The sequence below is a fragment of the Deinococcota bacterium genome, from assembly GCA_030858465.1.
Lineage (GTDB): Bacteria > Deinococcota > Deinococci > Deinococcales > Trueperaceae > JALZLY01.
The window spans coordinates 1-12,147 of sequence record JALZLY010000213.1; the positions used below are offsets into that span (position 1 = coordinate 1).

General features: G+C 64.3%; 18 protein-coding genes. 3 read left to right on the forward strand and 15 right to left on the reverse strand.

Annotated features, from left to right (window positions below; all coding sequences use genetic code 11):
- From M3498_10740 to argC, 10 genes are all read right to left on the reverse strand, one after another.
- Window positions 1-779, reverse strand: a 779-nt coding sequence (locus tag M3498_10740) for an aminotransferase class III-fold pyridoxal phosphate-dependent enzyme (GenBank protein MDQ3459758.1), incomplete at its 3' end; no start/stop codon positions are given.
- The gene (locus M3498_10745) at window positions 776-1,018 is read right to left on the reverse strand and encodes a hypothetical protein (GenBank protein MDQ3459759.1); all 243 of its coding nucleotides are present in this window, start codon (window positions 1,016-1,018) and stop codon (window positions 776-778) included. The genes M3498_10745 and M3498_10740, both read right to left, overlap by 4 nt.
- A 7-nt stretch (window positions 1,019-1,025) precedes the next feature.
- Window positions 1,026-1,829, reverse strand: a complete 804-nt coding sequence (locus tag M3498_10750; GenBank protein MDQ3459760.1) for a [LysW]-aminoadipate kinase — start codon at window positions 1,827-1,829, stop codon at window positions 1,026-1,028.
- Window positions 1,826-2,200 (reverse strand): PIN domain-containing protein, encoded by a 375-nt coding sequence (locus M3498_10755; protein MDQ3459761.1) that lies wholly within the window; start codon window positions 2,198-2,200, stop codon window positions 1,826-1,828. Before M3498_10755 ends, M3498_10750 begins: the two co-directional genes overlap by 4 nt.
- Before the next feature lie 29 nt (window positions 2,201-2,229).
- Window positions 2,230-2,514: a ribbon-helix-helix domain-containing protein gene (locus M3498_10760; protein MDQ3459762.1), complete on the reverse strand. Its 285-nt coding sequence runs from the start codon at window positions 2,512-2,514 to the stop codon at window positions 2,230-2,232.
- Between the two features lie 19 nt (window positions 2,515-2,533).
- The gene (locus M3498_10765; protein ID MDQ3459763.1) at window positions 2,534-3,733 is read right to left on the reverse strand and encodes a winged helix DNA-binding domain-containing protein; all 1,200 of its coding nucleotides are present in this window, start codon (window positions 3,731-3,733) and stop codon (window positions 2,534-2,536) included.
- A complete protein-coding gene (locus M3498_10770; protein MDQ3459764.1) occupies window positions 3,733-4,200 on the reverse strand; it encodes a DinB family protein in 468 nt (155 codons plus the stop codon). Before M3498_10770 ends, M3498_10765 begins: the two co-directional genes overlap by 1 nt.
- A 3-nt stretch (window positions 4,201-4,203) precedes the next feature.
- Complete coding sequence (locus tag M3498_10775) at window positions 4,204-4,539, reverse strand: PIN domain-containing protein (GenBank protein ID MDQ3459765.1); 336 nt, start codon at window positions 4,537-4,539, stop codon at window positions 4,204-4,206.
- Window positions 4,540-4,588: 49 nt separating this feature from the next.
- Entirely contained in the window at window positions 4,589-4,834 is a 246-nt protein-coding gene (locus M3498_10780; protein MDQ3459766.1) for an AbrB/MazE/SpoVT family DNA-binding domain-containing protein, read from the reverse strand.
- A 56-nt stretch (window positions 4,835-4,890) separates the two neighbouring features.
- Complete coding sequence (gene argC / locus M3498_10785) at window positions 4,891-5,931, reverse strand: N-acetyl-gamma-glutamyl-phosphate reductase (protein ID MDQ3459767.1); 1,041 nt, start codon at window positions 5,929-5,931, stop codon at window positions 4,891-4,893.
- A 79-nt stretch (window positions 5,932-6,010) separates the two neighbouring features.
- Here argC and M3498_10790 point away from each other — a divergent pair, with 79 nt between their 5' ends.
- Entirely contained in the window at window positions 6,011-6,238 is a 228-nt protein-coding gene (locus tag M3498_10790) for a DUF2191 domain-containing protein (GenBank protein MDQ3459768.1), read from the forward strand.
- A gap of 9 nt (window positions 6,239-6,247) precedes the next feature.
- Complete coding sequence (locus M3498_10795; protein MDQ3459769.1) at window positions 6,248-6,613, forward strand: type II toxin-antitoxin system VapC family toxin; 366 nt, start codon at window positions 6,248-6,250, stop codon at window positions 6,611-6,613.
- 176 nt (window positions 6,614-6,789) lie between these two features.
- Here M3498_10795 and lysX read toward each other — a convergent pair whose 3' ends face one another.
- The 4 genes from lysX to M3498_10815 all read right to left on the reverse strand — a co-directional run bounded on the left by lysX (window position 6,790) and on the right by M3498_10815 (window position 9,509).
- Window positions 6,790-7,686, reverse strand: a complete 897-nt coding sequence (gene lysX / locus M3498_10800) for a lysine biosynthesis protein LysX (GenBank protein ID MDQ3459770.1) — start codon at window positions 7,684-7,686, stop codon at window positions 6,790-6,792.
- Complete coding sequence (gene lysW, locus M3498_10805; protein MDQ3459771.1) at window positions 7,686-7,841, reverse strand: lysine biosynthesis protein LysW; 156 nt, start codon at window positions 7,839-7,841, stop codon at window positions 7,686-7,688. The genes lysX and lysW overlap by 1 nt, the downstream gene beginning before the upstream one ends.
- Window positions 7,842-7,859: 18 nt before the next feature.
- Window positions 7,860-8,402: a DinB family protein gene (locus M3498_10810; GenBank protein MDQ3459772.1), complete on the reverse strand. Its 543-nt coding sequence runs from the start codon at window positions 8,400-8,402 to the stop codon at window positions 7,860-7,862.
- A gap of 438 nt (window positions 8,403-8,840) precedes the next feature.
- Entirely contained in the window at window positions 8,841-9,509 is a 669-nt protein-coding gene (locus M3498_10815) for a SagB/ThcOx family dehydrogenase (protein MDQ3459773.1), read from the reverse strand.
- A 243-nt stretch (window positions 9,510-9,752) separates the two neighbouring features.
- Here M3498_10815 and M3498_10820 point away from each other — a divergent pair, with 243 nt between their 5' ends.
- Complete coding sequence (locus tag M3498_10820; GenBank protein MDQ3459774.1) at window positions 9,753-11,714, forward strand: S9 family peptidase; 1,962 nt, start codon at window positions 9,753-9,755, stop codon at window positions 11,712-11,714.
- Window positions 11,715-11,815: 101 nt separating this feature from the next.
- Here M3498_10820 and M3498_10825 read toward each other — a convergent pair.
- Window positions 11,816-12,147, reverse strand: a 332-nt coding sequence (locus tag M3498_10825) for a secondary thiamine-phosphate synthase enzyme YjbQ (GenBank protein ID MDQ3459775.1), incomplete at its 5' end; no start/stop codon positions are given.

Sequence of the window (12,147 nt, forward strand, 5' to 3'; positions counted from 1 at the left end):
AGCGCGCCGATGGGCACGCCGCCACCCAAGCCTTTGGCGAGCGTGACCATATCGCCCACCACGCCGTAGTGCTCCGAGGCCAGAAACTTGCCGGTGCGGCCGACCCCTGACTGGATTTCGTCGATGATGAGCAGCGCGCCGCGCTCGCGCGTCAGCTCACGAGCGGCCCGCAAAAACTCCCGGCTCGCCGGATTGATGCCGCCCTCGCCCTGGACGGGCTCCAAAAAGACCGCCGCCGTCTCCTCGGTGATCGCCGCCTCGAGCTTGTCAATATTGTTATAGGGAATAAAGTCCGCCTGCGCGCCGAGCGGCTCAAAGGGCTCGCGGTACTTCTTTTCCCAGGTGAGCGCCAAAGCGCCCATCGTCCGGCCGGAGAAGCCGCGCATCGCCGCCACGAAGCGCGACCGCCCCGTCGCCATCCGCGCCCACTTGAGGGCGGCCTCGTTGACCTCTGAGCCGGAGTTGGCGAGAAAGACGCGGTTCAAGGGCTTGGGGACGAAGCCGAAGAGCTTGTCGGTGAAGGCCGCGCGGGTATCGTTGCCGATGTTCTGCCCGAAGACGATGAGCTTGCCCGCCTGCTCAGCGATGGCCTTGACCAGCCGCGGGTTGGCGTGGCCGATGCTCGCCACCGCGATGCCCGCCAGGCAGTCCAGATATTCCTTGCCGTCGGCGTCCCAGAGCCGCACGCCCTCGCCGCGCACGAGCGCGAGGTCGGGCTGCCACAGCCCCGAGTGGTGAAGGGCCTCGAGCTCCAAAATCTCTTGGGTTTTAGATATCATGCCTTCTCCTTCCGCTTAAGGCGAAGGTCATCATCGAAAAACCACATCCAGAACACAGCAAGCACAAGCCCCCACCACGCAAAGTCCAAGAGGCCAGTGAAGAACATGTATTGCTCCAGTTCGTCCGCGACGCCCGTTCTCAGGTACTCGCGGTACGTCCAGTGCGCCAGGTAGTGATCCACAAGGCGTAACACTACGAGGGCCGTAAGAGCCGCTATAAAGGAGACGATTCGGGGCATACGCATATTATAGTACCGTCGTCCCTTCACCCGCGAGTGCCCGCCGTATTGGCCGGGCGGCTCGAGCATCCCCAAAGATAACCCGTTTCACACCACCTCTCACCGCCTCGGCCGCGCCCAAGACCTTCTTCTTCATCCGGTCCTGAGCGACCTCCAGGTAATCCTCCACGTGGTCCGCCGGAATCTCTCGGATGAGCGAGCCCTCAATGGGAAAGTCGCGCAGGAGCCCCGGCACGTTCGAGAGCAGCAGCAGTGCCTCGGCCCCCACCGCCACCGCCAAGGCCGCCGCCGCCCGGTCGCCGTCGATGTTGATGGCGGTGCCTTCAAAGGAGATGCCCGGCGGGGTGAGGACGGGCAGGTAGCCGTTCACGAGCAGCAGCTCGAGCAGCCCTACGTTCACCCTTTCCACCGTGCCGGTGTGGTCGCCGCGCAGAATCTTGACCTTGCCGCCCTCGACGCTGCGCACCGAGTCCTTGTGCCTGCCCTCGAAGATTCGGCCGTCGATGCCCGACAGGCCCACGGCGTTCACGCCGAGCCGCTGCAGGCACTCGACCAGGCCCTTGTTCACCTTGCCGCAGTAGACCATCTCGAAGATGTCTAGCGTCTCGCGGTCGGTGAAGCGGCTGGTGAAGCCGCTCGGGGAGGTGACGAAGCGGGGCGGGTGCCCGAGCCTCTCGGCGACGCGGTTCGTTTCCGCGCTGCCGCCGTGGACGAGGATGAGCCTTTTGCCTTCCTGCCAGAGCGCCGCGACGTCCTCGCAAAGGGCCGCGTAGTCTATGCCCGCCGAGCCGCCGACCTTGACGACGATCACGGCAGCAGCTCGAGGTAGTCGAGGCCCTTGGGGCGGAACATGGCGAAGTGACGGCGGTCGAGCGTGAGGACGCGCCTTATTTTAAAGCGCTCGGCGAGCGCAAGCAGGGTGGCGTCCACAAAACCTATACGGGCGTCGCCGTACTGGTTCATGATCGCGCTTGCTCGCACCATGTCGGTCATCTCGACCTGCACAAAGTCGTAAGCGCCGGCAATAACATCCTCGAGAAAGGCGTGAGCGGTCTTGGCGCCAAGTCCTTTGGTCGCCATAAAGTCAACTTCGGGCAGAACCGAACTTGGAACGATAATGCTCTCCTGCTGCGCAAGTGCACGCGCGTCCTCGTGTCTTGCGTGATCAGCATCGAGCAGCATGAGCAAACCGCTCGTGTCGGCAATAAAGCTCAAGGCTGCGGCTCGTTTTGGCGTGCCTGCCAATCTGCCATGATTTCCTCAAATTCTTCCTCGAGGAGTTTGCCATAAAGTTCCTCGGCGCGCTCGGCAAGATCCGGCATGCCGCTCCGCCCCATCCCGATCGAACGTGCCAGCGTACGGGCACCTTCATGTTTTTTAAGATACTGTTCGAGCGCCTCGCGAATCAACTCGGCTTTCGAGCGCTCTTGTTGCTTTGCAAGACAGCCTAAATCCAAGTCCATACTTTCCTCGAGATACACCGTCGTCCGCTTCATGACATATATGCTAGCACAGCTAGCGCAGCGATTTTACCGCCCGCTCGAGCGCCCGGCGCACCCTGGGCTCGAGCTCTTCAGCGACCACGACGCCCTCGGCGCCGAGATAGCCGAGAAAGCGGCGAGCGGCCGCCTCGAGCGCCGCCAAAAGGCCCGCGTCCACGCTGACGCCCTCCTCCCACCACCAGCCGTGGACCGTCCAGCTCTTTCCCACCAGCCTCGAGTCAACCCTCGCCACGAACCTGTCGCCGTAAAGGACGGGCAGCACGTAGTAGCCCCAGCGGCGTTTGGGCTCGGGGACGTAGACCTCCCACACGTAGTCGAAGCCGAAAAGGTGCCGGACCGCCTTGCGGTCCCACATGAGCTGGTCTAAGGGCGCGACAAAGACCATGCGCTTGGCCGGCTCAGCGGCGTCCAGCTCGGCAAGCATCTCGGGGAGCGCGTGAAAGCGCACCCCTTCGACCTCGACGGGAACGAGCTCCCCCGCCGCTACTAGCCGGGCCATCGCCTCACGCCGCGCCGCTGCCGGGAGGCCCATGCTCCAGACCTCGAAGGAGGCGTTCGGCCGCAGCAGACCGACCGCGCGGTGACGTAGCTTGAGAAGCCAGGCGACGCTCTCCTCGTCGGAGGGGGAGGGTGCGCGGCGCAGCTCGGCGGGGACGATGCGCTCCGCCAAATCGTAGACGTGATGCCCATGCTTGCGTCCGGCAGTCAGCACCTCGCCGGTGTGCCACAGGGCGCGCAGGACGTGCTTGGTCAGCTTGGGGCCGTACCAGGACCCCTGCCACTCGGCCTTGTGGACCTGATAGTCAAAGGCACTGCTCGTCAAGGGACCGCGCAGGCGCAGCTCGTCCAGCACCGCCACGACCGCCTCGGGGTAGCTTTGGAAGATGCGCTCCTCCCACCAGAGCCGGTGCCAGCGGTGGTAGATGCGGCGAAGAGGCCAGTCGCGCATCAGCACCAAGCTCGCCTGCTTGTCCCAGGCGTCGTAAAGAAAACGCTCCCCATAGGCCAGCGTCTGCCAGTCGCCGACGCGGTAGCCGGGGACGCGCGCCTGCAGCACCAAGTCGTGGTTGCGCCCGACCGGGCTCAAGGGGTCGAACTGCACGCTGCCGAGCCGTTCCAGCACCTCATGGGCCGTTCCCAGCCGGAAGTGGTGGTGGGTGAGGAGGCGCCTGGCGTCGGGCTTGCTCAGCTCGAGCGCCTTCGGCTTTCTCATCACCAGCTGTCCCCGCCCGAGGGCGGCGGCCACAGGCCCATGAGCTGGCGCAGGAGGACGACGCGGCCACAGTGATAGGCGTTGTGGACGGCCAGGTTCTCGAGCACGCCCCGCAGAGTCCGCGACTCGTCCGCTTTCGCCTCGAGCCTGCCGGGGTCGCGGGCCAACTCGCGCGCAGTGTCCAGACCCTTCATGAAGGCGCCGACGAGCGCCTGCCAGTCCGCCTCGCGCTCGGGACCACTCTGGGGCCAGCTTCCCTCGGCGTGTTCGGGCGCTTTGGGCTGGCCTCCCCGCGCCCGCTCGAGCAGGAAGTCCTGCCAGAAGCGCGTGTGCCAGAGTTCCTCATAGATGCTGTGCGGCGCTCCGGTGGGGCGCGCGCTCACCTGCTCGAGGCTGAGCCCTTCGAAGATGTGCGGCACCCGGACGAAGGCGCCCTCGCCGTAAAGGAGCTTGGGGAGGTCGGTCATGCTCTACTCTAGCAACTTGAAGAGCGGGTGCGTCGCCGCCTTGCGGTCGAAGGTGACGGTATGGCTGCATCCCGCCGCCTGGTGGCGACGAGCGATGAGATAGTCCGCATAATCACCCCCGCCCCCCTCGAAGTCGAAAAGGGCAGCTCGAGCCAATTCGGGTGACTCGACTTCCAGGGCTGCATTCGACAGCACTCGAGCCAACACCAAGATGACGGCTTCTTTACCGAGACGGTAAACTTTGCGGAGCGTCCACACAAGCTCACATAGCACCACGTGACTCACGTAGCCCGGCGTTTCGGTCGTGCAGTGACCTTCCAAGAAAGTCGTTGCGGTCAACGCCTGCTCAGTGTCATCCTGTACGACGTAGCGAACGAGGACATTGGTGTCAATCCCAATCAATGTCGCCGCTCGCCGCCTCTGCAATCGCCTCGTTCATCTCTTCGACGCTCGCTGTGCGTTCGACTTTAACGATGCCCCTAAGCGACGTAATGGCGGATTGGAGCGGAATCATCTCCACCTTGCCGTCCTCGTGGAGCACGAACTCGATGCGGTCCCCGGCCCTGAGCTTCAGCCCATCACGAATCCTCTTCGGAACCGTTACCTGACCTTTTTGCGTGAGCGTAGTCGCCATAGTATTACTTTAGCATGGAATTATTACTTAGACGCGCTGATACCGACCCGGTTCGATTACGGGTGTAAGCCCATAAACCCCAGACCCAGCGTCTCCTCCCAGCCCATACTGAGGTTCAAGGCTTGCAGCGCGTGGCCCGCCGTGCCTTTTACTAGATTATCCAAAGCGCTCATCACCACCACCCGTCCGGTATCGTTGTCCATCTCGAAGCCGATGTCGCAGTAGTTGCTGCCGTCCAAAATCTTGGGGTCGGGGACGCGGTGGACGCCCTTGCGCGCCGTCACCAGGCGGATGAAGGGCTCGTCAGCGTAGGTTTCACGAAAGGCACCCATCACGTCGCGGTCGCTGGTGCCGCCTGGCAAAAAGACGTGGGCCGTTACCAGGATACCCCGCACGCGCTCGACCGCCGTGGCGGTGAGGTGGATAGGAAAACGGCCCGGAAGCTCCTGCGCAATCTCGGCGGCGTGGCGGTGGCCGGTCGGCGCGTAGGTGCGAACCACGCCCATGCGCTCGGGATGGTGGCCCGCCAGCGAGGGGCTGTGACCCGCCGCCGATGAGCCGATTTTGGCCTCGACGATGATGTCGCCCTTAGCGGGCACGGCGTGTTTAAGGAGCGGGTAGAGCCCCAAAATCGTGGCGGTGGCGATGCAGCCCGCGCCCGAGATGTGGGTAGCGCCCCTTAGCTCCTCGCGGTGGAGTTCGGGGTTGCCATAAACGAACGTGCCGAGCACGTCCGGTCTCGGATGGGGCTCGCCGTAATACCTTTCATAAACTGCCGCATCCTTCAGGCGAAAGTCGGCGGAGAGGTCGATGAGGCGCGACGCCAGCGCGGCGAGCGTATCGAAGCGGTGAACGAACTCGCCGTGCGGCAGGGCCAGCACGAGCAGGTCGGCCTCTTTAAGCTCCTCGATGGAAGTGAAACGAAGGGGCGTGGCCTTGCGCAAGTTGGGGTGAACGAGGTGGACGGGCTGACCGGCGTGGCGCTCGCTCGTGACCTGGCTGACCTCGAGCCGGGGGTGGCCGAGCGCCAGCCGCAGGAATTCGCCGCCCGCATAGCCCGAGGCGCCGACGATGGCGACGGTCAGCTTTTCCGGCATTCAGGCACTCCCAACGGTTCAAACACTGACATATTGATGCGCTCCCTTTATGCTTTGCTGTATAAGAACCACGATTCGCTTGGACGAAACGCTGTTAAAAGAGGTCAAGCACTTCGCGACAGAACGTGGAGGGACGCTGACCAGCATCATCGAAGAAGCTCTACGCGAAAAGCTCGCCAGACGAGAGACCTTCAAAGCCCGCGCCCCTTTCGAACCCAAAGTGTTCAAGGGCAAGGGAAGAGGACTGAAACCAGGGGTTGACCTCGACGACAACTCGGCGTTGCTTGACTTGATGGAAGGTAGGTAAGGGTAGGTAATGGTCCTTATCGACGTCAATCCTCTGGTCTACGCCTACAGACCGGACGCACCACAGCATCACGATTACCTCAACTGGCTGAAAGTTCTCGTCAACCAAGATGCCGCCTTCGGACTAGCCAATATCGCGTGCAGCGGCTTTATGCGAATCACCACCCATCCCAAAATCTTCGCGCCGCCATCTTCGGTGGAGGACGCGCTCGAGTACATCGACGACATTAGAGCACAAGCCAACTGCGTCATCATCTCACCGGGAAACCGTCACTGGCAGATTTTCAGTCACCTTTGCAGGGTGGTTGGCGCCAAGGGCAATACCGTGCCCGACGCTTATCTCGCCGCGCTCGCCATTGAGTCGGGCAGCACGTGAATTACCGCCGACAGAGGCTTCGCCCGCTTTCCCGGTCTCAGAGTAGTACCCGCACTAGCGGGGGCCTAGTGGCCCTACACGGTAGTACCCGCACTAGCGGGGGCCTAGTGGCCCTACACGGTAGTACCCGCACTAGCGGGGGCCTAGTGGCCCTACACTTGGCGGCGCCCACTGGGCTAAAGACCCACAAAGACGAGCTGCGAGGCGGCGTAGCGCACGACCTGCGCGGGGATGTCTATGCCCGTCACCGACACCGAATTGCGAAACTCCATGGTGTGGTTGACTTCAACGACCAGGAGCCCGCGCTCGCTCTCGAGCACATCGACCGCCAGAACGCCGCCGCCGACCGCTCGAGCCGCGCGCTGCGCGAGGTCCACGAGTTCGTCGGTCAAAGGGCAGTTCGAGGCCACCGCGCCGCGGGCGGTGTTCGTCACCCAGTGCTCAGCCGTCCGGTAGATGGCGGCGATGACCTCGTCGCCGACGACGAAGGCGCGGATATCCCGGCCCGGCTTTACCACGAACTCCTGAATGTAATAGACCTTGTGCTGCGGCCCGCCCAGCACCTCCTTGTGCTCGAGCAGGGCTTCGGCCGCGTCGCGGTCGTTGACCTTCGCGACCATCCGCCCCCAGGAGCCGACGACGGGCTTGAAGACCACCGGATAGCCCATGCGCTCGCATATACTCAGCGCCGCCTCGGGCTCGAAGGCGACGGCGGTGCGCGGCGTCGGCAGGCCCGCTCGAGCCAGCGCCGCGTTCGTCGCCAGCTTGTCACCGCAGGTCTCGATGACGGCGGGAGGGTTGATGGTGTGGACACCGTAGGCGGTGAACATCCGGCTGAGCGCCAAGCCTCTCGTCTGCGAGACGCAGCGCCCCAGCACCACGTCAAAACGCGAGAAAGAACCGGCCTCGCCGAAATCGCACTCGAGCAGCGGCGCGTAGACGGTCTCAAAAGCAATCCCTTCGCGCTCGAAGGCTTCAAAGAGCATCCTCTCCTCGGGGCGCAAGCGGTCGTAGACGACGGCGATCCGCGGAGCGGTGGTTCTCTCCAGGCTCTGTCCCTCCAAAACCGGCATCACTCGCCCCAGTCCTCGTCCTCTTCGGGCGCCAAGTCCACGCGCAGGGGGTCAACGGCGACGACCTCGAGCTCCGAGCCGCACTCGTCGCAGACGATTATCTCACCGAGCTCGAGGCTGTTCTGTTCGATTTCCGCACTACATTCTGGACACATTGTTAGCTCCACTTCTTGTTAGCTCCACTTCTTCCGGTTCCAAAATTCCGGATACTCCTCGGCATTGACGGCGGGTGGAATCTTGTTCAGCACTCGAGCAATCGCATAGAGCTGACCGCGGTGGTGCAACTCGTCCTGATAGGCGTGGTTGAGCTGGAGCCAGCCGCGCATGCCCTCGAACCAGGGATTATCGGGGCGGAAATCGCTCAGGGCGTTTTCACTGGCTTGTCCGGCCCATTCGCGAACGAGCCCCTGGACTTCCGTGAGCCAAGCGTGCAACCTCTCGACCGAGTGAACATGAGCAGACTTGTGCGCCCCCCAATCTTCATCCGCTTCGCCGAGTAAGGAGTCCCAGCGCCCCAGAAGAATCCCCCGGCAGCCGTAGAACTGATGGCCGCCGATGTGGTGGAAGAGTTCGCCTACCGTGCGCCACTGAGGCACGAGCCGATAGGAGAGGTCGGCATCGTCGAAGACGCGCAAGAGCTCGAGCGTGACCCAGCGCACCCCGTCCCAGTGATCCAGAAAAGCGTCTACCGTGGTGTAGGGAACAGCTCCGTCCACGCTAAGCCACCACCTCCGAAGCAACGTCAGGAAGGCTCAGCACGCCGTTGCGCAGGGTCGAGTCGATAAGGGGCCAAGTGGGTGCATAGCTCTGCTTCTGCCTCTGTTTCCATGGTTTTCGTCGTTGATGTTTCCGTCGTTTGGGTGTCGGACGAACCGGTAGAGCATTGGCCGCGGCTCTTGCGGAGCCGGCCGCTTACGGTTTGAATGTTGGCTCCAGCGTCTTCATCCCGAGCGCTATCCTAGACCATCCTCGGGGCTTTGTCAACCAGAGAATTGCTGTGCTAGACAGGGTTTGTTTTGATTTTCAAAGGCCAACTCGTACTTTGGCGCACGCCTCAAAGGCCTCAGCTCGGACGGCCTTTGAAGAAGAGGCCGGGCGCGGTAGTAGCCATAGCTTCGAAAGTTCACCAGCCCCCACCAGCCCCCCAGTCCCTCTCACGTTCCCAAGGTCACCAGGCAGAGCGGTGTCTCCGTACTGCCGTCGATCTGCAAGAGGCGGGCGAAGTCGTCGTCGTAGAACTCGCCGTGGACGGTGGCGACCAGGCCCAGGGCCACCGCCGCCAGCATGGCGCACTGCGCGGCGGCGCCGGCCTCCAAGTAGAGGTAGCGGTAGCCGCGGCTCTTGGCCTTGTCCTCGACGCGGGCGGGCACACCGGTCAGCGCGATCACCGCGGCGCAGGCCTCGACCTCGACGTCGTCTAAGAGCACGTCTTGAAGGGCGAAGCCGGGCTCGCGCCGGTCTAAGTACTCGAGGGCGTGCTCACGCGGGTCGTAGTGGTAGAGGCCGGCAAAGATGTCCTCGAGCTCGCGAGCGATCACGTAGGCCTCGAGACCGGCCATGGTGATGGGCGTGGCCCGGGTGCGCTGGCCGCCGTAGGTAAAGCCGGCCGTCGCCCACATGATCTGCGAAATGTCGGCCTGCCTGATACGCCCGCCCTCGGGGATGCTCTCGCGGGTGGTGGCGAGCGTCTTCCAGAGGCCTTCGCCGCCCGCGAGCTGGGGCACCGACAGGTGCGCGACCTCGAGCGGGTTGGCGTAGACCTTGTAGGTGGGAATGGCCTTGCCGGTAACGCTGGGCAGGCTGCCCCGACGGTATCTGGTCAAGGCCTGAAAGGTCGCTCCGGCAGATTTATCCTTCGATGACACCCCAACTCCTCTTCGAACCCACATTCGCGCAACGGACCCAGTCTAACATTCCCGCGCGCACGTGCGTCAGAGAAGCAGGTCGCTTTTGCGGTGGCGAACGTTTTGGATCGTGCCGCCCCTCGTCCCCGTTAAACCCCTGGCAAGGCCCTGCCCGCTCTGGGCCGCCGTGCGCGGCGGGCCCCAAACTTGTTATCCTCGAGCATGGCCAAGAAGATCAAGCCGGAGAGCCTGCTGGAACTCACCTTCGTCGCCGACCCGCAGCTGAGCCCGGACGGCAAGAAGAGCCTGGCCGTCCTCACCCGCATCCTGCCGGGCAAGGACGACGAGCCGCCAAAGTACCGCTCTCGCATCCACCTCTTCGACCAGGACGGCACGTCGCGCCCCTTCACCCAGGCCGAGGCCGACAGCTCTTCGCCGCGCTGGAGCCCGGACGGTGCGCAGGTCGCCTTGCTCTCCAAGCGCGGCGACCCAAAAGGGGCGCGACTCGACAAGCCGCAGCTCTTCGTCATGCCCGCCGCGGGCGGCGAGGCGGAGCGGCGGACCGAGCTCAAGGACGGCGTCAGGAGCTTCGCCTGGCGCCCGGACGGTCTCGCCATCGCCTTGGTGTCCAGGGGCGACTGGGAGGACGAGGACGCGAAGCGGGGCCTGGCGCGGGTCATCGACCGGCTCCACTACAAGGCCAACGGCGTAGGCTTTCGTCCCAAGGAGCCCGCGCAGCTCTATCTGCTCGAGCTCGCAGCGGGCAAGTGCAAGCGGCTCACCCAGTTCAAGACCGATGTCGGCGAGCCGGCCTGGGCGCCGGACGGCACGACGCTCTACTTCACCGCCGCCCGCGACACAGCGGAGGCCGACGACTGGCGCAGCCGCCTCTGGCGCCTCACGCCGGGCGGCGAAGCCGAGGAGGTGATGAAGGAGGGGCCGACGCGCGTCTCTGCGCCGCAGCCGAGCCCAAGCGGCGAGCGTATCGCCTTTTTCGCTAACGCCGACGATAACAACTTCGCCACGCCGACCGGGCTGTGGACCGTCCGGGCCGACGGCGGCGAGGTCACGCTGCACACGGACGAGCTCGAGGCCGTAGCGGCCATCGCGGGCGACAGCCGCTACGGCCTCTACCCCAACCGCGCCGCCTGGCAAGACGACGACCGCCTTCTCTTCAACGCCAACGCGCGCGGGCGCAGCGGCCTCCATAAGCTCGAGCTCGCTACCGGCACCATCAAGCCCCTACAGAAGGGCGACCGCGCCGTCACCAGCTTCTCCTATGCGGGGGGGGTGTTCAGCTTTACCGCCGAGACGCCGGAGACGCCGGGCGAGCTCTTCTTGCGGGCGCGCGGCCGGGAAAGGCGGCTCAGCCGTCTCAACGATGACTTTCTCGCCACCTACCGCATTGCCCAGGTCTCCAAGGAGGCCGGGGCCCGCTCCAAGGACGGCACCCGCGTCCCCTACTGGACGCTTCTTCCCGACAAGCCGCGCAAGGACGGCGCGCTCGTCCTTCAGGTCCACGGCGGCCCCCATACCGACTACGGCTACGGCTTCATGCTCGAGTTCCAACTCTTGGCCTCGCAGGGCTATACCGTCGTCTACGGCAACCCGCGCGGGAGCTCGAGCTACGGCCTGGACTACACCACCACCATGCAGGGCCGCTACGGCAGTATCGACGCCGAGGACCTCTTGGCGGTGGCAAAGCAGGCCAGAAAGCGTCACGCCGACCCCGGCGCGCCCATTCACCTGACCGGCGGAAGCTACGGCGGCTTCATGACCAACTGGCTGGTGAGCCACAGCGACATGTTCCGCTCGGCCGTCACTCAACGCTGCATCTCGAACTGGCTCAGCTTCTACGGCTCCTCGGACATCGGCTACCGCTTCACCGAACAAGAAGTCGGCGGCAACGCCTGGGACGACAGCGACAGGCTGTGGGCGCAGAGTCCCTTGAAGTACGTCGCGCGGATACGCACGCCGCTCCTGATCATCCACGCCGACGAGGATCACCGCTGCCCCGTCGAACAGGCCGAGCAGCTCTTCGTCGCCTTGAAGCGCATAGGCAAGGCAGCAACCAGGCTCATCCGCTTCCCGGAGGAGAACCACGAGCTGTCGCGCTCGGGACGGCCCGACCGGCGCATCCAGCGGCTCGAGGCCATCGTGGACTGGTTCAAGGCGCACGCCTGATCCTGTGCCAATGATTCTATGCCAACAGACCCTTTAGCCACGGGGCTTTTAGCACCCCCTGCTAAGGGGCAGGAGGATGATTCACCGACTACCGTGATGTTTCAGCCTCGAGCGCTCTCCCCCTGAAGCGTCAGGATCAGCGTCCGCCGCCCGCCGCGGTCGCGGTGCTCGCAGAGGTAGAGCCCCTGCCAGGTGCCCAGCAGGAGCCTGCCGGCTCCGATGGGAATGCTGACCGAGGCCCCCATGAGTGAGGCTTTGATGTGCGCGGGCATGTCGTCGGGGCCTTCCGAAGTGTGGGTTACGAAGGGCGCGTCCTCGGGGGCAAGCTCGTTCATGAAGCTCTCGAAATCGCGGCGCACGCTTCTGTCGGCGTTCTCGTTCAGGGTGAGGCTCGCCGAGCTGTGCCGGATGAAGACGTGGAGGAGGCCGGTCT

Excerpts from the sequence above, each read along its gene's own strand:
- M3498_10745 (MDQ3459759.1), bottom strand. The coding sequence starts at position 1,018 with ATGCCCCGAATCGTCTCCTTTATAGCGGCTCTTACGGCCCTCGTAGTG.
- M3498_10755 (MDQ3459761.1), bottom strand. The coding sequence starts at position 2,200 with ATGCTGCTCGATGCTGATCACGCAAGACACGAGGACGCGCGTGCACTT.
- M3498_10760 (MDQ3459762.1), bottom strand. The coding sequence starts at position 2,514 with ATGAAGCGGACGACGGTGTATCTCGAGGAAAGTATGGACTTGGATTTA.
- M3498_10765 (MDQ3459763.1), bottom strand. The coding sequence starts at position 3,733 with ATGAGAAAGCCGAAGGCGCTCGAGCTGAGCAAGCCCGACGCCAGGCGC.
- M3498_10770 (MDQ3459764.1), bottom strand. The coding sequence starts at position 4,200 with ATGACCGACCTCCCCAAGCTCCTTTACGGCGAGGGCGCCTTCGTCCGG.
- M3498_10780 (MDQ3459766.1), bottom strand. The coding sequence starts at position 4,834 with ATGGCGACTACGCTCACGCAAAAAGGTCAGGTAACGGTTCCGAAGAGG.
- argC (MDQ3459767.1), bottom strand. The coding sequence starts at position 5,931 with ATGCCGGAAAAGCTGACCGTCGCCATCGTCGGCGCCTCGGGCTATGCG.
- M3498_10795 (MDQ3459769.1), top strand. The coding sequence starts at position 6,248 with ATGGTCCTTATCGACGTCAATCCTCTGGTCTACGCCTACAGACCGGAC.
- lysX (MDQ3459770.1), bottom strand. The coding sequence starts at position 7,686 with ATGCCGGTTTTGGAGGGACAGAGCCTGGAGAGAACCACCGCTCCGCGG.
- lysW (MDQ3459771.1), bottom strand. The coding sequence starts at position 7,841 with ATGTGTCCAGAATGTAGTGCGGAAATCGAACAGAACAGCCTCGAGCTC.
- M3498_10820 (MDQ3459774.1), top strand. The coding sequence starts at position 9,753 with ATGGCCAAGAAGATCAAGCCGGAGAGCCTGCTGGAACTCACCTTCGTC.